This is a genomic window from Sagittula sp. MA-2, from assembly GCF_030126985.1.
Classification (GTDB): domain Bacteria; phylum Pseudomonadota; class Alphaproteobacteria; order Rhodobacterales; family Rhodobacteraceae; genus Sagittula.
The window spans coordinates 2434833-2461203 of sequence record NZ_CP126145.1 but is presented as its reverse complement, the minus strand read 5'-3'; the positions used below and the strand labels follow the sequence as shown (position 1 = coordinate 2461203).

The 26371-nt window shown below is 66.6% G+C and carries 25 protein-coding genes; 16 read left to right on the top strand and 9 right to left on the bottom strand.

Features of this window, described 5'->3' with window-relative positions; translation table 11 throughout:
- Genes QNI11_RS11870 through QNI11_RS11845 form a run of 6 tightly spaced genes read left to right on the top strand, consistent with a single transcriptional unit; the run spans position 1 to position 6536 of the window.
- Positions 1-1131: a Gfo/Idh/MocA family protein gene (locus QNI11_RS11870; protein ID WP_283980283.1), complete on the top strand. Its 1131-nt coding sequence runs from the start codon at positions 1-3 to the stop codon at positions 1129-1131.
- The gene (locus QNI11_RS11865) at positions 1116-1976 is read left to right on the top strand and encodes a sugar phosphate isomerase/epimerase (protein WP_283980282.1); all 861 of its coding nucleotides are present in this window, start codon (positions 1116-1118) and stop codon (positions 1974-1976) included. The genes QNI11_RS11870 and QNI11_RS11865 overlap by 16 nt, the downstream gene beginning before the upstream one ends.
- The gene (locus QNI11_RS11860; RefSeq protein ID WP_283980281.1) at positions 1973-3493 is read left to right on the top strand and encodes a sugar ABC transporter ATP-binding protein; all 1521 of its coding nucleotides are present in this window, start codon (positions 1973-1975) and stop codon (positions 3491-3493) included. The genes QNI11_RS11865 and QNI11_RS11860 overlap by 4 nt, the downstream gene beginning before the upstream one ends.
- On the top strand, positions 3490-4476 hold the full coding sequence (locus QNI11_RS11855) for an ABC transporter permease (RefSeq protein WP_283980280.1): 987 nt from the start codon (positions 3490-3492) through the stop codon (positions 4474-4476). Before QNI11_RS11860 ends, QNI11_RS11855 begins: the two co-directional genes overlap by 4 nt.
- Positions 4473-5462 (top strand): ABC transporter permease, encoded by a 990-nt coding sequence (locus QNI11_RS11850; RefSeq protein WP_283980279.1) that lies wholly within the window; start codon positions 4473-4475, stop codon positions 5460-5462. Before QNI11_RS11855 ends, QNI11_RS11850 begins: the two co-directional genes overlap by 4 nt.
- Positions 5463-5504: 42 nt before the next feature.
- A complete protein-coding gene (locus QNI11_RS11845) occupies positions 5505-6536 on the top strand; it encodes a substrate-binding domain-containing protein (protein WP_283980278.1) in 1032 nt (343 codons plus the stop codon).
- A 159-nt stretch (positions 6537-6695) separates the two neighbouring features.
- On the opposite strand, the gene QNI11_RS11840 is transcribed toward QNI11_RS11845, so the two are convergent.
- A complete protein-coding gene (locus tag QNI11_RS11840) occupies positions 6696-7457 on the bottom strand; it encodes an HpcH/HpaI aldolase/citrate lyase family protein (protein WP_283980277.1) in 762 nt (253 codons plus the stop codon).
- A 64-nt stretch (positions 7458-7521) separates the two neighbouring features.
- Positions 7522-8232: a GntR family transcriptional regulator gene (locus tag QNI11_RS11835; RefSeq protein WP_283980276.1), complete on the bottom strand. Its 711-nt coding sequence runs from the start codon at positions 8230-8232 to the stop codon at positions 7522-7524.
- A 180-nt stretch (positions 8233-8412) separates the two neighbouring features.
- Between QNI11_RS11835 and dctP the strand changes: the two genes are divergently transcribed.
- From dctP to QNI11_RS11810, 5 genes are all read left to right on the top strand, one after another.
- Complete coding sequence (dctP, locus tag QNI11_RS11830) at positions 8413-9414, top strand: TRAP transporter substrate-binding protein DctP (RefSeq protein WP_100930293.1); 1002 nt, start codon at positions 8413-8415, stop codon at positions 9412-9414.
- Between the two features lie 136 nt (positions 9415-9550).
- Complete coding sequence (locus QNI11_RS11825) at positions 9551-10117, top strand: TRAP transporter small permease (RefSeq protein WP_283980275.1); 567 nt, start codon at positions 9551-9553, stop codon at positions 10115-10117.
- Positions 10114-11409 (top strand): TRAP transporter large permease, encoded by a 1296-nt coding sequence (locus QNI11_RS11820; protein WP_283980274.1) that lies wholly within the window; start codon positions 10114-10116, stop codon positions 11407-11409. The genes QNI11_RS11825 and QNI11_RS11820 overlap by 4 nt, the downstream gene beginning before the upstream one ends.
- 24 nt (positions 11410-11433) lie before the next feature.
- The gene (locus QNI11_RS11815) at positions 11434-12267 is read left to right on the top strand and encodes a shikimate dehydrogenase (RefSeq protein WP_283980273.1); all 834 of its coding nucleotides are present in this window, start codon (positions 11434-11436) and stop codon (positions 12265-12267) included.
- A gap of 336 nt (positions 12268-12603) precedes the next feature.
- Entirely contained in the window at positions 12604-14493 is a 1890-nt protein-coding gene (locus tag QNI11_RS11810; RefSeq protein WP_283980272.1) for a bifunctional sugar phosphate isomerase/epimerase/4-hydroxyphenylpyruvate dioxygenase family protein, read from the top strand.
- Between the two features lie 136 nt (positions 14494-14629).
- Here the strand turns inward: QNI11_RS11810 and QNI11_RS11805 are convergent, their stop codons facing one another.
- From QNI11_RS11805 to chvE, 7 genes are all read right to left on the bottom strand, one after another.
- Positions 14630-15547 carry a dihydrodipicolinate synthase family protein gene (locus tag QNI11_RS11805; protein WP_283980271.1) on the bottom strand — a complete coding sequence of 306 codons (918 nt, stop codon included), beginning with the start codon at positions 15545-15547 and terminating at the stop codon, positions 14630-14632.
- Between the two features lie 10 nt (positions 15548-15557).
- Positions 15558-16532: an aldose epimerase family protein gene (locus QNI11_RS11800; RefSeq protein WP_306418190.1), complete on the bottom strand. Its 975-nt coding sequence runs from the start codon at positions 16530-16532 to the stop codon at positions 15558-15560.
- Positions 16533-16537: 5 nt separating this feature from the next.
- Positions 16538-17461 (bottom strand): Gfo/Idh/MocA family protein, encoded by a 924-nt coding sequence (locus tag QNI11_RS11795; protein WP_283980269.1) that lies wholly within the window; start codon positions 17459-17461, stop codon positions 16538-16540.
- Positions 17461-19203, bottom strand: a complete 1743-nt coding sequence (gene araD, locus QNI11_RS11790; RefSeq protein WP_100930301.1) for an L-arabinonate dehydratase — start codon at positions 19201-19203, stop codon at positions 17461-17463. Before araD ends, QNI11_RS11795 begins: the two co-directional genes overlap by 1 nt.
- A 3-nt stretch (positions 19204-19206) precedes the next feature.
- Positions 19207-20439 carry a multiple monosaccharide ABC transporter permease gene (mmsB, locus tag QNI11_RS11785; protein ID WP_283980268.1) on the bottom strand — a complete coding sequence of 411 codons (1233 nt, stop codon included), beginning with the start codon at positions 20437-20439 and terminating at the stop codon, positions 19207-19209.
- Positions 20440-20450: 11 nt separating this feature from the next.
- Positions 20451-21971 (bottom strand): multiple monosaccharide ABC transporter ATP-binding protein, encoded by a 1521-nt coding sequence (gene mmsA, locus QNI11_RS11780; RefSeq protein ID WP_283980267.1) that lies wholly within the window; start codon positions 21969-21971, stop codon positions 20451-20453.
- Between the two features lie 114 nt (positions 21972-22085).
- Positions 22086-23141: a multiple monosaccharide ABC transporter substrate-binding protein gene (gene chvE, locus QNI11_RS11775; RefSeq protein WP_100930304.1), complete on the bottom strand. Its 1056-nt coding sequence runs from the start codon at positions 23139-23141 to the stop codon at positions 22086-22088.
- A 142-nt stretch (positions 23142-23283) separates the two neighbouring features.
- On the opposite strand from chvE, the gene QNI11_RS11770 reads away from it, so the two are divergent.
- The 5 genes from QNI11_RS11770 (at position 23284) to pqqD (ending at position 26361) form a co-directional block, all read left to right on the top strand.
- Positions 23284-24201, top strand: a complete 918-nt coding sequence (locus QNI11_RS11770; protein WP_283980266.1) for a LysR family transcriptional regulator — start codon at positions 23284-23286, stop codon at positions 24199-24201.
- A gap of 115 nt (positions 24202-24316) precedes the next feature.
- Entirely contained in the window at positions 24317-24415 is a 99-nt protein-coding gene (gene pqqA / locus QNI11_RS11765) for a pyrroloquinoline quinone precursor peptide PqqA (RefSeq protein WP_100930306.1), read from the top strand.
- A 22-nt stretch (positions 24416-24437) separates the two neighbouring features.
- Positions 24438-25334 (top strand): pyrroloquinoline quinone biosynthesis protein PqqB, encoded by an 897-nt coding sequence (pqqB, locus tag QNI11_RS11760; protein ID WP_283980265.1) that lies wholly within the window; start codon positions 24438-24440, stop codon positions 25332-25334.
- Positions 25331-26089, top strand: coding sequence for a pyrroloquinoline-quinone synthase PqqC (pqqC, locus tag QNI11_RS11755; protein ID WP_283980264.1), 759 nt, complete (start codon positions 25331-25333; stop codon positions 26087-26089). The genes pqqB and pqqC overlap by 4 nt, the downstream gene beginning before the upstream one ends.
- A complete protein-coding gene (gene pqqD / locus QNI11_RS11750; protein WP_283980263.1) occupies positions 26086-26361 on the top strand; it encodes a pyrroloquinoline quinone biosynthesis peptide chaperone PqqD in 276 nt (91 codons plus the stop codon). Before pqqC ends, pqqD begins: the two co-directional genes overlap by 4 nt.
- The last annotated feature ends 10 nt before the right edge of the window (positions 26362-26371 follow it).

Genomic DNA, 26371 nt, shown 5'->3' with positions numbered 1-26371 from the left:
ATGGCCGAGGCGCCGATCAGGCTGGGGATGGTCGGAGGCGGTGCGGACGCCTTCATCGGGGCCGTTCACCGCATCGCCGCCCGCATCGACGGGCATTACGATCTGGTGGCCGGGGCGCTCAGCGCCACCCCGGAGAAGGCCCATGCCAGCGCGGAGGCGCTTGGCCTGCCGCGCAGCTACGGCAGTTTCGAGGAAATGGCAGAGGCCGAGGCGGGCAGGGCGGACGGCATCGAGGCGGTGGCCATCGTGACGCCGAACCACGTGCACGCCCCGGCAGCGAAGGCCTTCCTGGAACGCGGCATCCACGTGATCTGCGACAAGCCCCTGACCTCCACGCTGCCCGATGCCGAGGAACTGGCAGCGGTGGCTCGGGCGTCGGGCGCGCTCTTCGTGCTGACCCACAATTACACCGGCTACCCGGTGGTTCGGCAGGCGCGGCAGATGGTGGCAGAGGGCACGCTGGGCGCACTGCGGCTGGTGCAGGTCGAATACGTGCAGGACTGGATGGCGGGCGAGGCCGAGGGCAAGCAGGCCGAATGGCGGATGGACCCGGCGCGCTCCGGCGGCGGCGGGTCGATCGGGGACATCGGCACCCACGCCTACAACCTCGCCTGTTTCGTGTCGGGTCTGACGGTCGACCGTCTGGCCGCCGACCTGCATGCCTTTGGAGCGGGCCGCACGCTGGACGACAACGCCCATGTCATGATGCGCTGGAAGGGCGGCGCGAAGGGGATGCTCTGGTGCAGCCAGGTCGCGCCCGGCAACGAGAACGCTCTGAAACTGCGGATCTACGGAGAGCGCGGCGGGCTGGAGTGGTGCCAGGAGGACCCGAACTACCTGTGGTACACGCCGCTGGGAGAGCCCAAGCGCCTGCTGACCCGCAACGGCGCGGGTGCAACTGAGGCCAATGCCGCCGTCAGCCGCGTGCCGGGCGGGCATCCGGAAGGCTACCTGGAGGCGTTTGCCACGATCTATTCCGAAGCGGCGCGGGCAATCCACGCCCGCCGCGCCGGACAGGACGTGCCGGGCGACCTGCTGTATCCGACCATCGAGGACGGGCTGGACGGAATGCGCTTCATCGACGCCTGCCTGCGCTCGGCGCGGGACGAAAGCGCGTGGGTGACGCCATGAAGCTCGGGATCAACCTCCTTTGCCTCGGCGGGCACATCGACGAGAGCCACCTGCCGCTGATCGAACGGATCGCGGAGATCGGCTATGACCATGTCGAGGTGCCGGTGATGCATGGCGACCCGTCGCACTACGCCTGGCTGGGCGAGCGGCTGGCGGGGCTGGGTCTGGGCCGCGCGCAGACCTCCATCGTGCCGGATCCCGACGCGAACCCCTTGTCCGACGATCCGGCGGTGCGCCGGCGCGGGCTGGACCACCTGTCTTGGATACAGGACTGCGCGGAGGCGCTGGGGTCCGAGACGGTCGGCGGGCCGTTCCACGCGCCGATGGCGCATTTCACCGGCGAGGGCCCGACCGAGGCAGAGATCGCCCGCGGGGCGGAGGCGCACCGCGCCATGGCCGAACGCGCAGGGCGCAACGGCTACGTGCTGGCCTTGGAGCATCTTAACCGGTTCGAGACCTACTTCCTGAACACCATAGAGCAGGCGCGCGCTTACGTGAATGCGGTCGGGCACCCGGCGTTCGGCATCATGTACGACACCTTCCACGCCAATATCGAGGAGCACGACCAGGCGGGCGCGATCCGGATGCTGGGCGAAGCTATGCACGTGCTGCATGTATCGGAAAACGACCGGGGCATTCCGGGGCGCGGGCAGATCGACTTTGCCACCGTGTTCCGCACCGCCAAGGAGACCGGCTTCGACGGCCCGGTGGTGCTGGAGGCCTTCGGCGCGGGCGTGCCGGAACTGGCCGCCGCGACGCGGGTCTGGCGCCCGCTGTTCCCGGATTTCGAGACGCTGTTCTCGGAGTCGCACGACTTCATCCGCAGGACGTGGGAGGCCGCATGACCGACCCCGTCATCGACATGAAGGGCATCACCAAGACCTTCCCGGGCGTGAAGGCGCTGTCGGACGTCAGTTTCGACGTGCGCGCGGGCGAGGTGCAGGCGCTGGTGGGCGAGAACGGGGCGGGCAAGTCGACGCTCATCAAGATCCTGTCGGGCGTCTATCATGCGGATGCGGGCGAGGTCCGGCTGGGCGGCACGCCGGTGCATTTCGTGCACCCCGTGGAGTCGCTGCGCGCCGGGATCGCGGTGATCTACCAGGAGTTTTCGCTGCTGCCCGAGAGGACGGTGGCGCAGAACCTCTTCCTCGGGCGGGAGCCGCGCGGGCGGTTCGGCCTGATCGACGAGGCAAAGATGCGCCGGGAAACCCGCAAGGTGCTCGACCTCTTTGCCACCGGCGGTCGGATCGACCCGGACAGGACGGTCGGCACGCTCGACGTGGCGACGCAGCAGATGGTCGAGATCGCGAAGGCCGTGTCCTACGACGCGCGGGTCATCGTCATGGACGAACCCACCGCCGCGCTGAACGAGGCGGAATGCGAGGAACTCTTCGCCACCGTCGACCGCCTGCGAGAGCGGGGCGTGGCGGTGATCTACATCACCCACCGCATGCGCGAGATCACGCGGCTGGCCGACCGGGTCACCGTGCTGAAGGACGGGGAGGTCGCCGCACGGTTCGATACGGTGCCCGCACCGGACGCGATCGTGCACGCCATGGTCGGCCGCGACATCGAGGATTTCTATGCCCCGCCCGCCACCGAGGCGGAGATCGGCGCGCCGGTGCTGACGGTCTCGGGCGGCTCCAACGCCGTGCTGCACGACATCGACCTGACCGTCCGCGCAGGCGAGATCGTGGGGCTGGCCGGTATCCAGGGGGCGGGCCGCGTCGCGCTGGCCCTGGCGCTCTTCGGGCAGGAGCCGTTCGAGCGGGGCGAGGTGACGCTGGCAGGCAAGAGGGTGGCGTTCCGTTCGCCGCGCGAGGCCATCGAGGCCGGTGTCGGCCTGCTGCCCGGCGACCGCAAGAGCGAGGGGCTGGTGCTGATGCAGTCGGTCCGCGACAACGCGATGCTGACGCCGCGCGCCTTCGCGCCCCTCTGGTCGAGCCACAAGCGCACCCGGCAGGCGGACCTGGACGGGATCGACGACCTGCTCGACCGGATGGAGATCCGCGCCGCCTCCTACGACCAAGACATCCGCGCGCTGTCCGGCGGCAACCAGCAGAAGGCCATCGTCGCGCGCTGGCTGTCGATGCGCCCGAAACTGCTGATCTTCATCGAACCGACGCGCGGCATCGACGTGAACGCCAAGGCGGGCATCTACCACCTGATGCGCGAACTGGCGCGCGGCGGGGCGGGGATCCTGATGATCTCGTCCGACCTGCCGGAAGTGATCGGCGCCGCCGACCGCATCCTCGTCATGCAGGAGGGCCGGATCGCCGCCGAGTTCGCCCACGGGCCCTCCGAGCAGGAGATCATGCACGCCGCGACCGGAGAGACCGGCGGCGGGGAGCGAGCGGCATGAGCCTTGCAAGCGACGCCCCTCCGGCCCGCACGGGTTTCCGTTTCGAACGGTGGGCGCCGCTGATCCTGCTGGTCGGCGCCTTCGTGATCTACGTGATCGTGGCGGTCGCGACGGACCAGACGCAATACCTGTCCTTCGGCAACCTGATCGCGATCCTCGGGCGGTCCATCGCGCTGGGGATCACGGCCATCGGGCAGACCTTCACCATCCTCGTCGCCTCCATCGACCTGAGCGTGGCGAGCCTGATCTCGGCGACGGCGGTGCTGGCGTCGGTGGTGATGGACGGCTCGCCTGCGATGATCCTGCCCGCCGTCTTGGCCGCGCTGCTGCTGGGCGCGCTGGTGGGGCTGCTCAACGGGCTGGTGGTCAGCCGCCTGAAGGTCAATCCGCTGATCGCGACGCTGGGCATGAGCCTGATCATCCAGGGCTGCCTGTCGGCCTTCGTGTCGAACTTCGCGGGCAGCGTCCCGCCCGCTTTCCAGATCTTCGCCTACGGGCAGATCGGCGCCGTGCCCTTCGCGCTGATCTTCCTTGCGCTGATGACGGTGCTGGCCTGGGCGGTGCTGCGGTTCACGAAGTTCGGGTCCGACATCTACGCCGTCGGCGGCAACGAGGAGGCGGCCCGCTTCGCCGGGATCAAGACCGAACGTGTCGTCGTGGCCAGCCACATCATCTGTTCGGTCTGCGCGGCCATCGCCGGGCTCTACCTTGCCAGCCGCCTGCGGTCGGGCGCGCCGTGGATCGGTGCGGACGGGGTCTATGACCTCGAGAGCATCGCGGTCGTGGTGATCGGCGGCACCGTGCTGGCGGGCGGGCGCGGCGGGGTCTGGGGGACGATGGCGGGGATGCTGATCTTCTCGCTGATCGACTCCGCCTTCAACATCGCCGGGGTGGACAGCTTCGCCAAGCAGGTGCTGCGCGGGATCATCATCGTCGCCGCCGTCGCCTTCTACGCCATCCGGTCGAAGAGGATTGCCGCATGACGGACCAGAGCGCCGCGGGCCCCGGACGCAAGCGCCGCCGCAGCCTGCCGCAGATCAACCCGGTGTGGTTCCTGCTGGCGGCGCTGATCGTGGCCATCTTCTTCATGAACCCCGGCTTTGCGGAGCCCACGGGCTACATGAACTTCCTCAAGCGTGCCGCGCCGCTGGCGATCCTTGCCGCCGGGCAGGTTTATGTCATCGTCTCGGGCGGCTTCGACCTGTCGGTCGGTTCGCTCATCACGCTGGTGGTCGTTGGGTCGTCGATGCTGACAGACAACGATCCGGCGGCGACCTACTGGGTCATCCCGCTGATGCTGTGCATGGGGTTGGGTGTGGGCGCGGTGAACGGCGCCATCGTCTGTTTCCTCAGGGTGCCGTCGCTGATCGCCACGCTGGGGACGATGATCACGCTGAACGGACTGGCCCTCATGTGGTCGGGCGGGGCGCCGCGCGGCTACCTGCCTGACACCTTCCGTTTCTTCGGAAGGGAGCTGATCCGCGACGTGCCGCTGGTGCGGTTCATCCCGGTGTCGGTCATCGTGCTGGTGGTGGTCGTGGGGGTGCTGGCTTGGCTCATGCACCGGACCAACCTCGGGCGCATGGTTCATGCCATTGGCGACAATCCGGTCGCGGCGCGGCTGGCCGGTGTCCCGGTCAACCGGGTGCGGATCACGGCCTTCATGCTGTCGGGTCTATCGGCGGCCATCGCGGGGATCCTCCTGGGCGGCTTCGCGGGCGTGTCGATCGACGTGGGCTCCGGCTACGAACTGGAGGCGATCACCGCCGCCGTCCTTGGCGGCGCGCAGCTGCTGGGCGGGCGCGGCTCCGTGCCTGCTGCGCTTGGCGGGGCGCTGGCGCTGACCGCCATCTTCACGCTTCTGAACTTCCTTGGCCTGCCGCAACCCGTCCGGCAGGTGGTGCAGGGTCTGATCCTGATCGCGGCGGTGGCGCTGGCGATGCACCGGAGGAGACGCACGGGAACCTGATGGCCTGCGGGGAGTGGGCCGAACCGACTGGGAGGAAAAACAATGAGACTGCTACTGACGGCAACCGGCATCCTGGCGCTGAGCCTTGCGCCCGCGCACGCCCAGAACTTCGACGACCCCGAGGAATTCGCCAAGCAGCGCGAGCAGCTACAGGCAACGCCGAGCGGCCCCGAGGATCAACCCTGGCTGCAGTACATCGGCGACAGCATGGTCGAGACCGCGGACCTCGGACTGGAGGCGCCGGCGACGGTCTGCTTCTCGAACGCGGGGGTCAACAACCCGTGGCGGGTCGTGGGCTTCACCAACATGAACCAGGAGCTGCTGAACCACGAGTCGATCGGCGACTTCGTGCATGTGGACGCGGAAGGGTCCGACGACAAACAGATCGCCGACATCGACGACCTGCTGGCCGGCGGCAACTGCGACGTGATGATCGTTTCGCCGAACACCACGGCGGCGCTGACCCCCGCGGTTGAGCGTGCCTGCGAGGCGATGCCTGTCATCGTCTTCGACCGGGGCGTGAACACCGACTGCCCGGTGACCTTCATCCATCCCGTCGGCGGCTACGGCTTCGGCATCCAGGGGGCGGAGTTCGTGGCGAGCCAGCTCGAAGAGGCGGGCATGAACATCGTCGGCGCGGAGTTCACCGACGGTGACAATGCCAAGACCAAGTCCATCGTAGAGGACTACCTGATGCGCGGCAACATCGACGCCGTGTGGATGGATGCGGGCGCGACCGCCGTGGCGGCCATCGAGGCATTCGAGGACTCGGGCTACGAGATCCCGGTGTTCGTGGGCGAAGACCAGCAGGACTTCCTGCGCAAGTGGCAGGACGAGGGCATGAAGGCCATCGCGCCGACCTATCCCACGTTCCAGTGGCGCACCGCGATCATCGCCGCCGCGCGCGTGATCGAGGGCGAGGCGCTGCCCGGGCCGGAGTGGGTTCTGCCGCAACCAGCGATCACCGAGGAGAACCTCTCGGAATACGTCAACCCGGCGATGCCGCCGCTGCACTATGCCATGTGCGGATGCGAGAGCATGGAGAACTACCCGGAGGCCTGGGGCGGCGAATGATCCGCTGAGCTCACCCTTTGAAACGAGACAGGCGCCGCCCCCGCAGTTCGACGGGGCGGCGTTTTTATTGGCGGTGTGTGATCGCGGTTCATGAACGGATAACGCCGCCCCGACAGGGAGCGGCGTTGGCGTGTCTGACATTCCCGCTGGGCGGCGTGTTCAGGACCAGTCGGCGCGGCGGGCGAGCGCGGCCTTGCGGATCATCGTACTGTCGATCTCCACCGCGAGGAACTGCGCGCCTGCCTCCGCCGAATCCCGCAGCAGGCCGTCGTCGAGCGACAGGATGCCACCGGGCACGCCCACCTTCTTCAGCCGGGCGAACCCGTCGAGGATCGCGGCCTTGACCTCCGGATGCGAGGGCTGACCAGGATAGCCGAAGCTGGCGGCCAGATCGGCGGGGCCGATGAAAACGCCGTCGACGCCCTCGACGGAAGCGATCTCCTCGATCTGTTCCAGTGCGCTGCGGGTCTCCACCTGCACCAGCAGGCAGATTTCCTCGTTGGCGCGCTCCGCGTATTTCTCGACGGAGCCGTAGCGGGTGGCCCGGGTCACACCGGCCACGCCACGGATGCCCCTTGGCGGATATGTGACGGCGGCCACGGCGGCGCGCGCCTCTTCCGGGGTTTGCACGTAAGGGATCAGCAGCGTCTGGGCGCCCACGTCGAGCATCTTCTTGATCTCGACGGGGTCATTCCAGGCCGGGCGGACCACGCCGGTGACAGGGTAGGGCGCGACCGTGCGCAGGAAGGCCAGCGCCTCGGCCGGTCCGGCGGGCGAATGCTCGGTGTCCATCAGGATCCAGTCGTAGCCGCAGGTCGCCATCAGCTCTGCCACGTCGGGATTCGCGAAGGTGTGCCAGAGGCCGATCTGGCGCTGACCGGCGCGCAGCGCGGCCTTGAAGGGGTTCTTGGGCAGGTCCATTCGGGAAACTCCTTGGGGATGGCACGCGATCCGGAAGGCCCCGGGGCAGGCGCGACCGCGGAGGTCAGGCGCCGGGGGCCTCGGGAAGCATATTTTTTTTGATGTGGCCGACCAGTATCTCCACGGAACGGGTGATGTGAAGCTCCAGTATCTCGGCGGCTTCGTCGGCGCGGCGGGCGACGGCGGCCTGGGCGATGGCGGTATGCTCTTCGACTACGTCGCGCTGCACGGTCACCGCCTCGGAATAGATGTTGCGGTAGCGGTCGTTGAAGGCGACCAGCATGGCGTGGGTCCTGAGCAGCAGGGGCATGTCGCAACGGGCGATCAGTGCAAGGTGGAAGGCGTTGTTGGCGGCCTCCCACTCGGCCCGGCTGCGGGCATCGTTGGCGTCGCGTTGGGTGTGGTTCACGCGATAAAGCGCGGCCATGACATCGGTTTCCCAGTCGAGTCCACCATTGGCAATCGACCGGCGCAACGCGTAAGGTTCGAGTTCCGCACGCAATGCGCCGACCTCGGTGTAATTGGCTATGGAGATGGGGGCGACGTGGTAACCGCGCTGGGGGGCCACTTCGACGAGGCCCTCGGAAACGAGACGGGTCACCGCCTCGCGCAGGGGGGAAAGGCCCACGTCCAGTTCCTCGCGCAGCTTGTCGAGGCTGAGGCGACTGCCGGGGGCGAGGGTGCCGTGCAGGATGTCATGGCGCAGCCGGGCTTCGATCCGGCCGGCAATAGTTGGCTTGCCCCTGGGCCGGCTGGCCCATTCCGTTGTCGACATGCTCTCCTCCTGTCCCATAGGCTTTACATCAGCGTTCACGGATTTGGGAAGGAAAAACGATCACGGCATCTAAAATCGATTTCTGTTTACGGGATCGGTTTCGATTGATACCACCGTTAGCGATGGATTCGGATGCGCAGGAGGCGCATACCGGTCTGGTCGAATTTGGGAGGATCTTCGATGTCGTTCAATCTGAGCCGCCGCGCCGTTCTGGCAGCGGCCACCGCACTTGCCGTAACCGCCACCGGTGCTTTCGCACAGGACAAGGTGCAGCTTCGCCTTTCGGGCGTGAACTCCGAGACCGACCAGCGCGCGATCGCACTCACCGAAGTCTTCGGTCCGGCAGTTTCCGATTTCGCCAACTTCGAGCCGCACTGGAACGGCACGCTGTTCGGACAGGGGACCGAGCTTGAGGCCATCGCCTCCGGCGACCTCGAGATGTCGATCACCTCGGCGCAGGAGCTTGCCACGTTCTTCCCGGAATGGTCGATCTTCGCTGCAGGTTATGTCCTGCAGAGCGCCGAGCACCAGGTCGCCGTGTTCAACGACCCGCTGATGGACCCCTTCAAGCAGAAGGTCGAGGAAGAACTGGGCGTCGTCCTGCTGGCGCCGATGTACCTTGGCCGCCGCCAAGTGAACCTGCGCCAGAGCCGCGACGAGCTTGATGTGCAGACCCCGGCTGACCTGTCCGGCGTGAACCTGCGGATGCCGGGTTCGGACGCATGGCAGTTCCTCGGCCGCGCACTGGGCGCGAACCCGACGCCGATGGCCTTCACCGAGGTCTACACCGCGCTGCAGACCGGCGCAGTGGATGGCCAGGACAACCCGCTGCCGACCGTCGTGGACGCTAAGTTCTACGAAGTCACCAAGCAGATCGCCCTGACCTCGCACCTGGTTGACTGGAACTTCATCGCGCTGTCCGCCGAGACCTTCAACAACCTGACGCCCGAGCAGCAGACCCAGATCACCGAAGCCGCCGTGGCAGCCGCCGACTCCGGCCGCGCCGCGCAGCTTGCCAAGGAAGATGAGCTGGTTTCCTTCCTGAAAGAGCAGGGGCTGGACGTCTACGAGCCCGATGTCGCCGCGTTCCGCGAGGCGGTGCAGAAGGCATACCTCGAAAGCGATATGGCCGCGAGCTGGCCGGACGGCGTTCTGGACGCTGTGAACGCACTGGGGAACTGATCCGGACTTCACGGCGCGGTGCCCGCCGCCGCGCCGGACCGGATCGACCGGAGGCACGCCGGGATATCTTCGGCGTCCTGCGTCCAGGGCGCGGCGGTCGGTAACGCCGCCGCGCCACTAATTTTCAGGGGGCACCATGCGGACCGTGACAAGGATCTTCCGTGGGCTGACGGAAGGCTTCGCTGCGCTGATGATGGCAGCGATCTTCTGCACCTTCATACTGCAGATCATCGTGCGATACGCGGTGGGCTCCGAGTGGTTCGTGTCGCTCACCGGCGGTTTCATCGACGCCGCCTACTTCGGCTGGACGGTGGAGTTCATCCTCGTCCTCTGGCTCTGGACGATCTTCTGGGGCAACGCCTTCGTGGTGCGAGACAGCGACCACGTGACCTTCGACATCCTCTACAACGGTGCCGGGCGCCGGGCGCGGACGATCATGGCGCTGATCGGCGCGGTGCTGCTGGTGGTGGCACTCTGGTCCTCCATCGGGCCGACCTACGACCGGATGAAGCTGCTGCGGATCAAGTCCTCGGCCACGCTCCCGGTGAAGATGCTGCCGATCTACTCGATCTACTTCCTGTTCCTCGCCGCCGTGGGGCTGCGCTACGCCTGGCGCGCCATCGACGTGCTGCGGCACGGCGCCGACCGCGAGAACCACATCCTGCCGCAGGAAGAACCGCACTTCGGGGAGGATGCGAAATGAGCCTCGAACTGACGATCATGATCGGCACGCTGTTCCTCATGGCGGGGATAGGCATGCCCATCGCCTACGCGATCCTCACGGCCTCCATGGCCTACATGGTGGCGGCGGGCTCCTCCATCGGGATCGTGGGCAAGACGCTGGTCGACGGCATCTACCAGAGCTTCCTCCTGCTCGCCGTGCCGCTCTTCATCGTGGCGGCGAACATCATGAACGCCGGGTCGATCTCGGACCGGCTGCTGAACTTCTGCATCGCCACTGTGGGCCGGTTCAAGGGCGGGCTGGGCCATGTCAACGTCATGGCCTCGCTGATCTTTTCCGGCATGTCCGGGTCTGCGGTGGCGGACGCGGCGGGCATCGGCAAGATCATCATCGACATGATGCGCAAGGACGGGCGGTTCCCGGCGGGCTATGCCGCGGCGATCACCGCGGCCTCGGCCACCATCGGACCGATCATCCCGCCGTCGATCCCCATGGTCCTCTATGCGCTGGTCTCCAACGCCTCCATCGGGGCGCTGTTCCTGGGCGGCATCCTGCCCGGCCTGATGATGGGCGGCGTGCTGATGGCGATGAACTTCTGGATATCGCACCGCCGCGGCTTTGCCACCGAAGAGGCGATCCCGATGCGCGATCTGCCGCGGGTCACGGGCCGGGCCTTTCCGGCGCTGCTGATGCCGGCGATCCTGCTCTACGGGATCTACGGCGGCGTCACCACACCGACCGAGGCAGCCGCCGTTGCTGCTGCTTATGCGCTGCTGCTGAGCGTGTTCTTCTACCGCTCGCTGAAACTGAAGACGCTCTACACGATCCTCGTGGACAGCGCGCGGTCCTCGGCCGCCGTGGGCATCGTGATCGGCGGCGCGCTGATCCTGAACTACATCGTCGCGTCGGAAAACATCCCTTCGGCACTGGCGGCCTACCTTGTCGATGTGAACGTGTCGCCGCTGATGTTCCTGCTGGCTGTCAACGTGCTGATCCTCCTGCTGGGCTGCCTTCTGGACGCCACGACGATCATCCTCGTCATCGTCCCTTTGTTCATCCCGACCTGCAACCTGCTGGGAATCGACCTCGTGCACTTCGGGGTGGTGATCGTGGTGAACTGCATGATCGGTCTGATCACGCCGCCCTACGGCATCCTGCTGTTCGTGATCAACGCGGTCACCGGCATCTCGCTGCGGGACATCATCGCCGAAGTGCTGCCGTTCCTGGCGGTGCTCCTCGCGGCGCTCCTTGCGATGATCTTCTTCCCGGGCATCGTGCTCTTCCTGCCGCGGCTCATGGGCTACGACGGGTGAAGGCGCGGCAGAAAGGCTGACAGGATGATTTCCGGACACACCAAGCTGATTGCCCACCTCGGGTATCCCACCACGTCTTTCAAGGCACCGCTGATCTACAACCCGTACTTCGAAAGCCGGGGGATCGACGCGGTGGTGGTGCCGATGGGCTGCAAGGCAGAGGACTACCCGTACTTCCTGCAGCATGTCTTCCGCCTGTCCAACATCCTCGGGGCGCTTGTCACCATGCCGCACAAGGTGACGACGGTGGCCCTGCTGGACGATGTGCTCACCACGGCGCGGGTCGCCGGGTCGTGCAACGCGGTAAGGCTGAGCGCGGACGGACGCCTTCAGGGCGACATGTTCGACGGAGAGGGCTTCGTGCGCGGTGCGCTGCGCAAGGGGCAGGAGATCGCGGGCAAGCGGGTGCTGGTCGTGGGCGCGGGTGGCGTCGGCTCGGCCATTGCGGCCTCGCTGGCGAAGGCCGGTGCGTCGGAGATCGCGGTGACGGACAGTTTCGAGCCGATGATGAACGGGCTCGCCGCACGGCTGGAAGAGAACTATCCCGACCTCAGGGTGCTGACCGGGTCCAACGATCCCAAGGGGTTCGACATCGTGGTGAACGCGACACCGCTGGGGATGAAGCCGGGCGACCCGCTGCCGATGGACGTCTCGCGCATCGCGCCGGAGACCTTCGTGGGCGAGGTGGTGATGACGCAGGAAATCACGCCGTTCCTGGCCGCCGCGCGCGAACGCGGCTGCCGGTTCCAGGTGGGCACGGACATGCTGTTCGAACAGATCCCGGCTTATCTGGAGTTCTTCGGCCTGCCCACCACGACGGCGGAGGAACTGCGCGACGTGGCCCGGATTTCCTATTGATGGCCCGCAGGCAGGATATGCAGCGCGGCGGCCGCCTGGCCGATGCGCCATGTCTTGCCGGGGGCCAGGGAACGGGGACCTTGCGATGATTGGCCTGACTTTTGATCCGTGCGGTGGCGCGGGACGGGCCGTGCCGGGACAGACCTTGTCGCAAGGCGCACCTCGGGTGCAGAGTGCGGATGACAGACCCGCCGAAGGTGACGTGCCGGTGTTCCGAATGCAGGCGTGTCGTGCGGCGCACCGACCGGAACGGTCGGTCGGCAGGGGGGCGGCAACCGTCCCTGCCATGGAACCAACACAAGCGGCGGGCCCGGGCCCGCATGGGGATGACGGCTGATGAAGACCTCTATCGCGACCGTGTCGATTTCTGGAAACCTTCGGGAAAAGCTCGCCGCCATCGCCAAGGCGGGTTTCAAGGGCATCGAGATCTTCGAACAGGATTTCATTGCCGACGAAGGTTCACCGCGCGAGATCGGCAACATGATCCGGGACCACGGGCTGGAGATCACCCTGTTCCAGCCGTTCCGCGACTTCGAGGGGCTGCCGGGCGGCCTGCGTGAAAAGGCGTTCGACCGGGCCAAGCACAAGTTCGACACGATGCTGGAGCTGGGCACCGACCTGGTGCTGATGTGTTCGTCCTGCCATCCGCAGGCGCTTGGCGGGATCGACCGGGCGGCGGACGACTTTGCCGAGCTGGGCGCCATCGCGGCGGAGCGGGGCGTGCGCGTCGGCTACGAGGCGCTGGCCTGGGGCCGCCACGTCAACGACCACCGCGATGCATGGGAGGTGGTGCGCCGGGCGGATCATCCCAACATCGGTCTGATCCTCGACAGTTTCCACACGCTGTCGCGCAAGATCGACCCGGAGACGATCCGGCGCATTCCCGGCGACAAGATATTCTTCGTGCAGCTTGCCGACGCGCCGCTGATCGACATGGATCTGCTCTACTGGTCGCGCCACTTCCGGAACATGCCGGGTGAGGGCGACCTGCCGGTGGCCGACTTCATGCGCGCGGTGGCGGCGACGGGCTACAACGACTGGATCAGCCTCGAGATCTTCAACGACCAGTTCCGCGGCGGCAGCGCCGAGGGGTTGTCACGGGACGGATACCGCTCTCTGGTGGCGCTGATGGACCAGGTGGCCAAGACGGAGCCGGACATCGCCATCGGTGTGCCCAAGCTGCCGGACCCGGTGCGGGTGGAGGGCGTGGCCTTCATCGAGTTCGCCACGCGCGGCAAGGAGGCCGATGCGCTGGCCCGATTGCTGGCGGCGATGGGTTTCGTGCATGTGGGCGATCACATCGCGAAGAAGCTGGCGCTCTGGCAGCAGGGCGACATACGGGTCGTGCTGAACGCCGAGGAGACCGGGTTCGCCGACACCGCCTACACGCTCCACGGCACCTCGATCTGCGATATCGGGCTGGAGGTGGCCAGTGCGGCTGACACCGTGACCCGGGCCGAGGCGCTGGCGGCGACGCCCTTTTCGCAGCCGGTGGGGCCGGGCGAGCTGGAGATCCCGGCGATCCGCAGCGTGGGCGGGTCGGTGATGCACTTCATCGACGCGGCGAGCGGGCTGGCGGATGTCTGGGACGTGGAGTTCACCGGCACCGGCGAGACGGCCACGGGCGGGGCGGGCCTGACCCGCATCGACCACGTTGCCGAGACGATGAACTACGACGAGATGCTGAGCTGGGCGCTGTTCTACACCTCGATCTTCGACATGGGCCGCGCGCCCATGGTGGACGTGATCGACCCGGACGGGTTAGTGCGCAGCCAGGCGATCCGGACACCGGACGGTGCCATGCGGATCACCCTCAACGGCGCCGAGACGCACCGGACCCTCGCGGGGTCCTTCCTGGCGGAGAGTTTCGGCGGTGCGGTCCAGCACGTGGCCTTTTCGACCGACGACATCTTTGCCACGGCGGCGCGCATGGCCGAGGCCGGGTTCCAGCCGCTGCCGATGACGGGCAACTACTACGACGACCTCGCGGCGCGGTTCACCCTGTCCGACGAGCGGCTGGCGGCGATGAAGGCGCATCACATCCTCTATGACGAGGATGCCACGGGCGCCTTTTACCAGTTCTACGGCCGCCCCTTTGCGGGCGGGCTGTTCTTCGAAGTGGTGCAGCGCGAGGGCGGCTACGAGGGTTACGGCGCGCCGAACGCGCCGTTCCGCATTGCCGCGCAGAAGCGGATCATCGGCCCGAAGGGGATGCCGCGGCTCTGAGTTGCGGGCGATGATCCGAAGGTGCGCGCTGACGCGCGCGCCTGATATCTCGTCGGCGGCCTGCGGCCTTCTCCTCGGGGTGCCTCCGGCGGAGGTATTTTCCCCAAGATGAAGGGCTGCGCGGCGCTCCGGCGGGTCACTTTCCCCAGTTCAGCGCGATCAGGTCGAGTTCGCGGGCGAGGGACATGAGCCGGTCCTTGGTGCGGGGGGACAGCGGCTTCAGCGGATGGCGGACGAAGTCGGAGCCGATCACGCCGCCCTCCATCATCACCGTCTTGGTGGCGCGCAGGCCGCACTGGCGGTTTTCGTGGTTGATGAGCGGCAGGCAGAGTTTCCAGCGTTCGAGCGCCGCGTCGTGGTTGCCCGCAAGATATTCGGTGACGATGGGGCGGATCTTCTCGGGCTGGAGCGCGGAGGTCATCGTGCCGGTGCAGCCGGCATCGAGGTCGGCCAGCAGCGTCACCGCTTCCTCGCCGTCGAAGGGGCCGACGATGTGGTCGCCACCTGCCTCGATCAGCTGGGCGAGCTTGTCGGCGGCGAAGGGGGTTTCCATCTTGAAGTAGGAGACGTTCTCGATCTCCTGCGCCATCTTCACCAGGAGCGGCACCGGCAGCGAGACGCCGGAGAGCGGCGCGTCCTGCACCATGATCGGGATGGAGATCGCGTCAGAGACGGCGGCGAAGTGTTCGAAGATGCCATCGGGCGAGGGGACGAGACCCACGCCGTGGTACGGCGGCATCATCATCAGCATCGAAGCGCCGAGGGACTGCGCCTCTTTCGCGCGCGCCACCACCACGTCGGTGGAGAAATGGCTGACGGTGACGATCACCGGGACGCGGCCCGCGACGTGGTCGAGGCTGACCTTGGTCAGGCTGGCGCGTTCGGCGTCGGACAGCAGGAACTGTTCGGAATAGTTGGCGAGGATGCAGATCGCGTCCACACCCTGGTCGATCATGCAGTCGAGGACGCGGGTCATGCCCTCCGGGTCGATGCGGCCATCGGCGTGGAAGGGGGTCGGGGCGACGGGCAGGATGCCGGTAAGGGGCGTTTTCATGATCGGTCCTTCACGTTTTGCGGGTCACGGCAAAGCGCGACACCTGTCGGTAGGTCTGGCCGGGCAGGAGCGCGGCCGAGGGATAATCGGGGTGGTTCGGCGCATCGGGCCAGACCTGCGGCTCGATGGCGATCCCGGCGTTGCGGGTGTAGGTCGCGCCGCCGAGGCCCGCGAACGGCGCGGTGTCGATGGTCGCCCCGGTGTAGACCTGCAGGCCAGGCTCGGTTGTCGAGAGGTCGAGGCGCAGGCGGTCGGTTTCGAGCGTCAGGACCGGGCACATGTCGGTGCGCGCATCCGAGAGGCAGAAGTTGTGGTCGAGCGCCGGATCGGGCGTGGCCGCGGAGCGGTAGTCGTAGATGGTTCCTGCGACCGGGGCAGGTGCGCCGCAGGGGATCATCGCCGCGTCCACGGGCAGGTAACGTTCGGCGTGGATGGTCATCCGGTGATGGCCGACATCCGCTGTTCCGTCGAGCGCCCAGTAGCCGTGGAAGGCCGGGTTGAAGACGGTTTCGCGGTCGCTTTGCCCGGTGATCTCGACGATGAGCGCGCCCGCGTCGTCCAGCGCGTAGCGGACGGTCACGTCGATGTTGCCGGGAAAACCGCCAAGCCCATCCGGGTGGTGCAGGGAGAGGGTGACCTCGGTGGCGGTGGCCTGCGTGACGGTCCAATTGCGCTGGCCGAAGCCCTGGCCGCCGCCGTGCAGCGTGGTGATGCCGTTCTCGTTGCGGTCGAGGGTGCAGGGGGTGCCCGCGACGGTCATCCGGCCTTCGGCGATGCGGTTCGCCACGGGGCCGACGATGGCGCCGTAGTACAGCATCGGGCCGAGGTAGGCGTCGAGGTCGTCGGACCCGAGCACCAGCGCGTGACCCACGCCTTCCAGCCGGAAGTCGGTCAGGCTGGCGCCCCAGCTCATGATGCGGGCCTTGGCACCGCCGTTGGCGATGGTCACACGGTGCAGGGGTGTGCCGTCGGGCGTCGTCTCCATGCCGCTCACCAGTCGAACGCGGGTGCGGCGACGCGGCGGCCCAGCAGGAAGGCGTCGGCCACGTGGCGCAGCGGGGACAGGTCCATGTCGATGCCGCCCTTGCCGACCAGTTCCGCCATCTGCGCGTAGAGCCGGGGGTATTCGCCGCTGAGGCCGGGCAGGGCGTCATGGCTCTGGCCGTCGATGGCCAGAGTGCCGCCGCCGTTCTCCAGCAGCATGTGGCCCGCGTCGGTATCTGCCTCGATGGTCCATGTGGGCGTGCCCGGTTCCAGCCAGTCGAGATCCATGGTCACCTCGGCACCCGCCGGATGGTGGAAGGTACACTGCGCAGCGATGGGCGTGTCGCGGTTTTCCGGGAAGTGCAATTCGGCACCGATCAGGTGAACGGGGACGGGCAGGATTTCCGTCAGGATCGACAGCGCGTTGATGCCGGGGTCGAAGACGCCGAGACCGCCGGCCTCGAACACCCAGTCCTGCCCGGGATGCCATTGCCGCACGTCCTCGCGCCAGCGGATGGCCAGCTTGCGCAGCCGCTTGTCGCGGAGCCAGTCCTTCGCCGCCGCCACCTTGTCTGCCTGCCGGGAGTGCCACGTGGCATAAAGCGAGACACGGTGCTTGCGGGCGAGCGCCTCAAGCGCGTGGCATTCCGAGAGCGTGGCGCCCGGGGGTTTTTCCAGCATGACGTGCCGACCGGCGAGGATCGCCTTCTGCGCGTAGTCGAAGCGCGGCACGGGCGGCAGGCAGAGGGAGACGACGCGGATCTCGGGCCGCTCCTCCAGCATCCTGTCGAAGTCGGTGTAGGCGGGAACGCCCTCGACCGTGCCGTGGCGCGATACGGTCGCCGCCAGTTCCCAGTCCGGGTTGTCCGAGATGGCGGGGACGTGCTGGTCCACCGCAATCTTCCCGATGCCGACGAGTGCGATCTCCATCAATGCGAGTCCTTTCCGACCGGCGCACCGCGGCAGCCCTTGAGAAAGTCGAGATCGGCGCCCGTGTCCGCGCCCTGCACGTGTTGCTGGTGGAGCCAGGCATAGCCGCTGTCGGGCCGCTCGTGGATCGGCGTCCACTCGGCCAGGCGAGCGGCGAGGTCCTCGTCGCTGATTTCGAGGTGCAGACGGCGGGCGGGCACATCGACCTCGATCATGTCGCCGGTGCGGACCACGGCCAGCGGACCGCCGGCGGCGGCTTCGGGCGAGGTGTGCAGGATCACGGTGCCGTAGGCGGTGCCGGACATGCGCGCGTCCGATATGCGGATCATGTCCTTGATGCCCTTCTTCAGCACCTTGGGGGGAAGTCCCATGTTGCCGACCTCGGCCATGCCGGGATAGCCCTTCGGCCCGCAGTTCTTCAGGACCATGATGCAGGTCTCGTCGATGTCGAGCGCGTCGTCGTTGATCTGCGCCTTGTAGTCGTCGATGTCCTCGAAGACCACGGCGCGGCCCCGGTGCTGCATCAGGTGCGGCGAGGCGGCGGAGGGTTTCAGGACGGCGCCCTTCGGCGCGAGGTTGCCCTTCAGAACTGCGATGCCGCCCTGCGCCGTCAGCGGCTTGTCGGCGGGCAGGATCACGTCCTCGTTCCAGTTCTTCGCGTCCCTGACCTCTTCCCAGATGGTCGAGCCGGAGACGGTCAGCGCGTCCTTATGCAGCTTGTCGGCCTCGCCCAGCCGTTTCAGGACGACCGGCAGGCCGCCCGCGTAGAAGAACTCCTCCATCAGGTACTTGCCGGAGGGTTGCAGGTTCAGGATCGTCGCCACGTCGCGCCCGCAGCGGTCCCAGTCGTCCAGCGTGATGTCGACGCCGGTACGGCCCGCGATGGCGAGCAGGTGAACGACGGTATTGGTCGAGCCGCCGACCGCGCCGTTGCAGCGGATCGCGTTCTCGAAAGCCTCGCGGGTCAGGATATCGGACGGCTTCAGGTCGTCCTTGACCATCTGCACGATCCGCCGGCCCGAAAGCTGAGCCATCACGCGCCGACGGGAATCCACGGCAGGGATCGCAGCGTTGCCGGAGAGAGCCATGCCGAGCGCCTCCGCCATCGACGCCATGGAGGATGCCGTGCCCATGGTGTTGCAGGTGCCGGAGGAGCGGGTCACCGCGGCCTCGGCATCGAGGAATTCCTGCTGGGTCATCTCGCCGGCCTTCACGGCCTCGGAGAACCGCCAGAGGTGGGTGCCCGCGCCGACCCGCTCACCCTGGAACCAGCCGTTCAGCATCGGCCCGCCGGTCACGACGATGGAGGGCAGGTCGCAGGAGGCGGCGGCCATCAAGAGCGATGGCGTGGTCTTGTCGCAGCCGACCATCAGCACGCAGCCGTCGATGGGCTGACCCCTGATCTGCTCCTCTATGGATAGGGCGGCGAGGTTGCGGAACATCATCGCGGTGGGGCGGAAGGTGTTCTCGGACGCGGAGAAGACCGGCACCTCGACCGGGAAGCCGCCGGCCTCCCAGATGCCAGCCTTCACCTTCTCGGCCAGTTCGCGCAGGTGGCCGTTGCAGGGCGTCAGGTCGGACCAGGTGTTGAGGACGCCGATGATCGGACGGCCGTCAAAGAGGTCTTCGGGATAGCCCTGGTTCTTCAGCCAGCCGCGGTGGTAGATCACGTCCTTGGTGGTCCCGCCGTACCATTCCTGGGACCGCAGCCTGCGCGGCCATTCCGCCGGTTTGAAACTCATAACTCAGCCCTGCCTGGATTTGTTGTAGACGTCGAAGATGACGGCGGCGAGCAGCACGAGACCCTTGATCATCTGCTGATAGTCGATGCCGATACCCATGATCGACATGCCGTTGTTGAGAACACCCATCAGGAAGGCGCCCACGACCGCACCGACGATCTTGCCCACGCCGCCCGACATGGAGGCGCCGCCGATGAAGACCGCTGCGATCACGTCGAGTTCCAGCGCGAAACCGGCCTTCGGCGTCGCGGTGTTGAGGCGGGCGGCGAACACCAGCCCTGCGGCGGCGGCGAGGATGCCCATGTTGAGGAAGGCGAGGAAGGTCAGCCGTTCGGTCTTGATCCCCGACAGCTTTGCCGCTTTCTGGTTGCCGCCGAGCGCGTAGATGCGGCGCCCGATGACGGTGCGTTCGGTGAGGAAGGCGTAAATGATCGTCAGTACGCCCATGGTGATCAGCACGTTGGGCAAACCGCGGAAGGTCGACAGCTTGTACATGATGAAGACCAGCGCGGCACTGATGATGACCGTGCGCGCCACGAAGAAGCTGCGCGGTTCGTCCTCGACCCCGTAGGCCTTGTTGCGGGCGCGCTTGCGCATCCCCGACCAGACCACGAAGGCGGCGGCGGCCACGCCGGTCAGCAGCGCCAGCACGTTCACCTTGCGGGCGTCGAAGAGGGGGGCCAGCGTCTCGCCGATGCCGGCGGGGAAGAGGTCGGGCACGAAGCCGTTGGCGATGGTCTGGAATTCACGCGGGAAGGGGCCGACCGACTGCCCTTCGAGCAGCCAGAGCGACAGCCCGCGGAACACCAGCATGCCGGCCAGCGTCACGATGAAGGAGGGGATCTTCCAGTAGGCGACCCAGTAACCCTGCGCCGCGCCGATCAGCCCGCCGACGGCAAGGCACACGACGATGGTCAGCAGCCAATTGACCTCCCAGTTGACGATCATCACCGCGGCCAGCGCGCCGATGAAGCCCATGACCGAGCCCACCGACAGGTCGATGTTGCCCGACACGATGACCACCAGCATGCCGAGCGCCATGATGATGATATAACTGTTCTGCAGCAGCAGGTTGGTGATGTTCACCGGTTTCAGAAGCACGCCGTCGGTGACGACCTGGAAGAACACCATGATCGCGATAAGCGCGAACAGCAGCCCGTATTCGCGCAGGTGGCCGGCGAGGTATTCGCCGACGCCCTTGCGCTCGTCCGCGTCCTGAGATTCTGCAAGAGCCATGCCCTGTCTCCCTATTCCGTCACGATGAGCGACATGATGCGCTCCTGGCTGGCCTCGGCGGCGTCAAGCTCGCCCACCAGTTCGCCTTCGTTCATCACGTAGATCCGGTCACACATGCCCAGAAGTTCGGGCATCTCGGACGAGATCATGAGGACCCCTTTGCCCTGTGCGCTCAGATCGTTGATGATTCCGTAGATTTCGAATTTCGCGCCGACGTCGATGCCGCGCGTGGGCTCGTCGAGGATCAGCACCTCCGGCCCCGCGAAAAGCCATTTCGACAGCACCACCTTCTGCTGGTTCCCGCCCGAGAGGTTCATCACCTTCTGGAAGACGGAGGGCGTGCGGATGTTCATCGCGCGGCGGTACTTCTCGGAGACTTGCGTCTCCTCGTTCTCGTTGACGATGCCGCCAGAGGACACGCCCGGCAGGTTTGCCAGCGTCACGTTACGGCTGATCGGTTCCTCGAGGATCAGGCCAAGGCTCTTGCGGTCCTCAGTGACGTAGGCGAGGCCCGCGTCGATGGCGCGGTCGATCTTCGAGACGTCGACTTCCTTGCCCTTGATCCGCACCGTGCCGGTGATGTTCTGCCCGTAGCTGCGGCCGAAGATGCTCATGGCAAGTTCGGTGCGGCCCGAGCCCATGAGCCCGGCGATGCCCACGACCTCGCCCGCGCGCACGTTGAACTGCGCGTTGTGGATCACCTGGCGGTCGGCGTGTTCGGCGTGCCAGACGTTCCAGTCGGACACTTCCAGCAGCATGTCGCCCGCGCGGCGGGTGCGTTCGGGATAGCGGTGCGCCATGTCGCGGCCCACCATGTCGCGCACGATGGCGGCCTCTGTGATCGGCTGGGCCTTGGCGTCCATGGTCGACACGGTCGAGCCGTCGCGGATCACGGTCACGCTGTCGGCGACGCGGCGGACCTCGTTCAGCTTGTGGCTGATGATGATCGACGTGACGCCCTGCGCCTTGAGTTCCAGCATCAGGTCCAGAAGTGCCTGGCTGTCGGATTCCGACAAGGCCGCGGTCGGCTCGTCGAGGATCAGGAGGCGGACCTCCTTGGACAGCGCCTTGGCGATCTCGACCAGCTGCTGCTTGCCGACGCCCAGCTTGTCCACCATCGTGGTGGGGGCCTCGCGCAGGCCGACCTTCTTCAGCAGCTCGCCGGTCTTGCGGTTCGTCGTGTTCCAGTCGATCACGCCATTCTTCGCGCGCTCGTTGCCGAGAAAGACGTTCTCGGCGATCGACAACAGAGGGACCAGGGCCAGCTCCTGGTGGATGATGATGATGCCCCTGGACTCGCTGTCCGAGATGTCGCGGAACTGGGCCAGCTCACCGTCGTAGTGGATCTCGCCCTCGTAGGAACCGGCGGGGTAGACGCCCGAGAGCACCTTCATGAGGGTCGACTTGCCGGCGCCGTTTTCGCCGACGAGCGCGTGGATCTCGCCTTTCCGGACCGTCAGCGTGACCTCGTCGAGGGCCTTCACGCCGGGAAAGGTCTTGGTGATCCCGCGCATTTCGAGAAGTGCGGACATGGCTGCCTTCCAATGCGCCGCAGGCGGACGGCGGTGCGCCCGGGCGTGCGGCCTGCATGAGGGAAAAGGTGGCCTGCCCGCACGAAGCGTCCGGACAGGCCCGGGGGAGCGATCTTACTTGATCTGGTCCATGGTGTAGTAGCCGGTATCGATCAGGCGCTCTTCCCAGTTCTCCTTGGTCACCGGGAGCGGCTCAAGCAGGTAGGAGGGAACGACCTTCACGCCGTTGTCGTAGGTCGAGGTGTCGTTGATCTCCGGCTCGCCGCCGGCGAGCAGCGCGTCGACCATGCCCACGGTCACACCGGCCAGCGAGCGGGTGTCCTTGAAGATGGTGGAGTACTGTTCGTCCGCGAGGATCGACTTGACGGAGGGGACCTCTGCGTCCTGGCCGGTCACGATCGGCATCTTCATGTCGCCGGAACCGTAGCCCACGCCCTTGAGCGAGGACAGGATGCCGATGGAGAGACCGTCGTAGGGCGACAGCACGCCATGGACCTGCTTGTCGGTGTAGTTGGCGGACAGCAGGTTATCCATGCGGGCCTGAGCGACCGCGCCGTCCCAGCGCAGCGTGCCGACCGTGTCCATGCCCATCTGGCCCGACACGATCTCGACCGAGCCGTCGTCGATCATCGGCTGCAGGACGGACATCGCGCCATCGTAGAAGAAGTAGGCGTTGTTATCGTCCGGGGAGCCGCCGAAGAGTTCCACGTTCCACGGCTGCACGTCCGGGAAACGCTCTTTCAGGCCATCGACCAGCGTGGTTGCCTGCTGCACGCCGACCTTGAAGTTGTCGAAGGTGGCGTAATAGTCGACGTTCTCGCTGTCGCGGATCAGGCGGTCGTAGGCAATGACCTTGATGCCGGAGGCGGCGGCGTTTTCCAGAGCGTTCGACAGGGTGGTGCCGTCGATGGCGGCGATCACCAGAACGTCGACGCCCTTGGTGATCATGTTCTCGATTTGCGCCAGCTGGTTCGGGATGTCATCCTCGGCGTACTGCAGGTCGGTTTCGTAGCCTGCTTCCTCAAACTGCTGAACCATGGATTCGCCGTCCGAAATCCAGCGCGCGGAGGATTTCGTGGGCATGGCGATGCCGACGGTGCCGTCGGCCAGTGCGGCGGATGCGAGCAGCGCAATGGCGCTGGCCGAAGCCAGAATTGTCTTGAATTTCATGATGTTCCTCCACTGTGTGCGCCTGCATCTTTGTTTTGGCGCCGGGTCTGTTGAGTGCCCACGGCAGAGCTAACAGGGCGCGTGCATAACGTTCAATTCCCATTTATGCTAATCTGCATAACAATACTGGTATGAGGTCGGGATGGACGTCCTGCATCGTCTGAAACCGTCGCAGCTGACCCTGATCCTGCGCATCGCGGAGACCGGCCAGCTGCAGCGCGCGGCCCAGATGGCGGGCATGTCGCAACCGGCGGCGTCGCGCATGCTCAATGAGATCGAGCAGCGGGCGGGCGGGGCGCTTTTCGACCGTTATCCCAAGGGGATGCTGGCCACTCCCCTGGGCGAGATCGTGTCGCGCCGCGCGCAGGTCATCCTCGAGGAATACGACGCGCTGGAACGCGAGGCACGGCGCATCACCACGGGCGAGATGGGGCAGGTTCGTGTCGGCGCGGTCACCGGTCCGGCAGTCGGCCTGATCGTGCCCGCGGTGCGCCGGGTAAAGGCCGCGGCCCCCGACATAGAGATGACAATCGAGGTGGGCCCGTCGACCGAACTGGTGCGCGGGCTGGTGGAAGGACGCTTCGACTTCGTGATCTCGCGCCTCCCGGCAGAGCACGACAGCCGCGACTTCCGCCTTTATCCGGCGCGGAGCGAGATCGTGTCGCTGCTTGTCAGACCCGCTCATCCTCTGGCCGGGCGGACAGAGGTCACGCTGGAGGAACTGCAGGGATACGAATGGGTCGTGCAGGAGATCGGGTCGCCCATCCGGCAGGCGGTGGAGCGCGCCTTCCATGAACAGGGGCTTGGCGGGCCGCAGCGGATCACCAACTCCTCGTCGCTGCTGGTGGTGCTGTCGCTGCTCGAAGGCACCGACACCATCGCGCCGCAGGCGATGGAGGTGGCACAGATGCTGACAATGGGGCAGACGGCGCTGGGGATCACCTCGCTGAACCTGGCCGAACCGATCTCCGTGCCGCCGTGCTTCATCATCCGCAACCGGTTCCGCCCGCTGCCCGCCGCCTCGGAACGGGTGCTGCAGGCGGTTCTGGAGCTGCTCTGACGGCGGGACCCGCGACCTTCGTCTGTGCCGTTCTTAGATTATAAGAATCGCCTGAAACGGGGCGCCTCGTGCAGGCTGAAGCCACTGGACCAAGTCAGGACAAGGAGACACCGACATGGCATGGAACAAGCCGAAGATCCGCGAAATCGAGTGCGGTATGGAAATCAACATGTACGGCCCGGACGGCGAAGAAGAGCGCGAAGTTCTGTTCTGATCGCTTTGCGCGGAGGCTGTCGATGGCGTTTCGCGCACTCATCCTAGGCGCTGCGGCGGGCGGTGGCCTGCCGCAGTGGAATTGCGGGTGCGATAACTGCACCCTTGCACGGGCAGGCGAAATCCCGCGCCAGGCGCAATCGTCGCTGGCGGTGACGGGCAACGGCACCGACTGGGCTATCCTCAACGCCTCGCCTGACATCCGGCAGCAGATGGCTGATGCGACCCCGTTGCATCCGACCGGCCTGCGCAGCCTGCCTCTGCATTCGGTGCTGGTGACGAATGGCGACATCGACCATGTGGCGGGGCTTCTGACCCTGCGCGAGATGCAGCCTTTCACACTGTTCGCGACGCAGACGATCCAGGCGGTGCTGAAGGACAATCCGATCTTCGATGCGCTGCACCGCGACGTGGTGAGCCGCGAACCGATCGCGCTGGAGACGCCGTTCGAGCTGGCCCCCGGGCTGATGGCGGAACTCTTCCCGGTGCCGGGCAAGGTGCCGCTCTACCTCGAAGGGGAGACGGTCGAGACCGGCGAGATCGGCGAGAACACGGTGGGTGTCGCCCTGACCGGCGGCGACCGGCGGGTCTACTACATCCCCGGCTGCGCCATGCTGAACGATGACCTGCGGGCACGTCTGGCGGGCGCCGACCTCGTGTTCTTCGACGGCACGCTCTGGCGCGACGACGAGATGGTGCGCGCGGGACTTGGCGCCAAGACCGGCAAGCGCATGGGTCACATGTCGATGTCGGGCGAGGACGGCTCCATCGCGGCGTTCCGGGACCTCGACGTGGGCCGCAAGGTCTTCGTCCACATGAACAACACCAACCCGGTCCTGCGACCGGACTCGGCGGAGCGCGCCGAGGCACAATCCGGTGGCTGGACCATCGGCCAGGACGGCATGGAGATCGCGTTATGACCAGAGCCCCGCAATCGCGTGAAGCGTTCGAAGCCCGGCTGCGCCAGATCGGGGCAGAGCGCTATCACGACCTGCATCCGTTTCACGACCGTCTGCACGGCGGCCAGTGCACCATGGAAGAGGTGCAGGCCTGGGTCATCAACCGCTACTACTACCAGCACTCGATCCCGATGAAGGACGCGGCCTTCATGTCCCGGGTGGAGGATCCCGACCTGCGGCGCGCCTGGCGGTCCCGGATGGAGGACCACGACGGCACCGCCGAGAACGAGGGCGGCATACGGCGGTGGCTGCGGCTGGCGGAAGCGGTGGGACTGGACCCCGACTACGTCGCCACCGCAGAGGGCGTTTTGCCCGCAACGAAATTCGCGGTGGACGCTTACGTCCGTTTCGTCCGCGAAAAGACCCTGCTCGAAGCGGTGGCGGCATCACTCACGGAACTCTTCGCCCCCAAGATCCACGCCAACCGGATCGAGGGACTGCTGAAGAACTACGCCTTCGCCGACGACTCCTCGCTGTCCTATTTCCGCAACCGGCTGAAGGAGGCGCCGAAGGATGTGGCCTTCGGGCTCGCTTGGGTGCTGGACCATGCGGACACCGCCGAAAAGCAGGACATGGCGGCCAAGGCCCTGATATTCAAGACGGATGTGCTCTGGTCCCAGCTCGACGCGCTGTGGGGCGCCTATGTGGAGCCGCGGCGCATTCCGCCCGGCGCGTGGCAGCCCGGCACCGGCCAGCTGCTGCGGCAGGCGTCATGATCGCGGCGGGCGACATCCCCGTCCTGCCACGCGGCGTGCGGCTGCACTTTGACAAGGTGCGCGACAGCTGGGTGCTTCTGGCGCCGGAGCGGGCGATCATGCTCGACATGGTGGGCCACGCGGTGCTGTCGGAGGTCGACGGCAGCCGCACCTTCGAGCAGATCACCCGCAGCCTGGCCGAAAAATACGCCGCCCCCGCGGAGGAAATCGCCAGCGACAGCGCGGGCTTCCTCGGGGCGCTGCGTGATCGCCGCTTCCTCGAAGTCGCCTGAAGGAGCTGGC

Coding starts and splice junctions, on each gene's coding strand:
- QNI11_RS11870 (WP_283980283.1), top strand. CDS start 1: ATGGCCGAGGCGCCGATCAGGCTGGGGATGGTCGGAGGCGGTGCGGAC.
- QNI11_RS11860 (WP_283980281.1), top strand. CDS start 1,973: ATGACCGACCCCGTCATCGACATGAAGGGCATCACCAAGACCTTCCCG.
- QNI11_RS11855 (WP_283980280.1), top strand. CDS start 3,490: ATGAGCCTTGCAAGCGACGCCCCTCCGGCCCGCACGGGTTTCCGTTTC.
- QNI11_RS11850 (WP_283980279.1), top strand. CDS start 4,473: ATGACGGACCAGAGCGCCGCGGGCCCCGGACGCAAGCGCCGCCGCAGC.
- QNI11_RS11845 (WP_283980278.1), top strand. CDS start 5,505: ATGAGACTGCTACTGACGGCAACCGGCATCCTGGCGCTGAGCCTTGCG.
- QNI11_RS11840 (WP_283980277.1), bottom strand. CDS start 7,457: ATGGACCTGCCCAAGAACCCCTTCAAGGCCGCGCTGCGCGCCGGTCAG.
- QNI11_RS11835 (WP_283980276.1), bottom strand. CDS start 8,232: ATGTCGACAACGGAATGGGCCAGCCGGCCCAGGGGCAAGCCAACTATT.
- dctP (WP_100930293.1), top strand. CDS start 8,413: ATGTCGTTCAATCTGAGCCGCCGCGCCGTTCTGGCAGCGGCCACCGCA.
- QNI11_RS11825 (WP_283980275.1), top strand. CDS start 9,551: ATGCGGACCGTGACAAGGATCTTCCGTGGGCTGACGGAAGGCTTCGCT.
- QNI11_RS11820 (WP_283980274.1), top strand. CDS start 10,114: ATGAGCCTCGAACTGACGATCATGATCGGCACGCTGTTCCTCATGGCG.
- QNI11_RS11815 (WP_283980273.1), top strand. CDS start 11,434: ATGATTTCCGGACACACCAAGCTGATTGCCCACCTCGGGTATCCCACC.
- QNI11_RS11810 (WP_283980272.1), top strand. CDS start 12,604: ATGAAGACCTCTATCGCGACCGTGTCGATTTCTGGAAACCTTCGGGAA.
- QNI11_RS11805 (WP_283980271.1), bottom strand. CDS start 15,547: ATGAAAACGCCCCTTACCGGCATCCTGCCCGTCGCCCCGACCCCCTTC.
- QNI11_RS11800 (WP_306418190.1), bottom strand. CDS start 16,532: ATGGAGACGACGCCCGACGGCACACCCCTGCACCGTGTGACCATCGCC.
- QNI11_RS11795 (WP_283980269.1), bottom strand. CDS start 17,461: ATGGAGATCGCACTCGTCGGCATCGGGAAGATTGCGGTGGACCAGCAC.
- araD (WP_100930301.1), bottom strand. CDS start 19,203: ATGAGTTTCAAACCGGCGGAATGGCCGCGCAGGCTGCGGTCCCAGGAA.
- mmsB (WP_283980268.1), bottom strand. CDS start 20,439: ATGGCTCTTGCAGAATCTCAGGACGCGGACGAGCGCAAGGGCGTCGGC.
- mmsA (WP_283980267.1), bottom strand. CDS start 21,971: ATGTCCGCACTTCTCGAAATGCGCGGGATCACCAAGACCTTTCCCGGC.
- chvE (WP_100930304.1), bottom strand. CDS start 23,141: ATGAAATTCAAGACAATTCTGGCTTCGGCCAGCGCCATTGCGCTGCTC.
- QNI11_RS11770 (WP_283980266.1), top strand. CDS start 23,284: ATGGACGTCCTGCATCGTCTGAAACCGTCGCAGCTGACCCTGATCCTG.
- pqqA (WP_100930306.1), top strand. CDS start 24,317: ATGGCATGGAACAAGCCGAAGATCCGCGAAATCGAGTGCGGTATGGAA.
- pqqB (WP_283980265.1), top strand. CDS start 24,438: ATGGCGTTTCGCGCACTCATCCTAGGCGCTGCGGCGGGCGGTGGCCTG.
- pqqC (WP_283980264.1), top strand. CDS start 25,331: ATGACCAGAGCCCCGCAATCGCGTGAAGCGTTCGAAGCCCGGCTGCGC.
- pqqD (WP_283980263.1), top strand. CDS start 26,086: ATGATCGCGGCGGGCGACATCCCCGTCCTGCCACGCGGCGTGCGGCTG.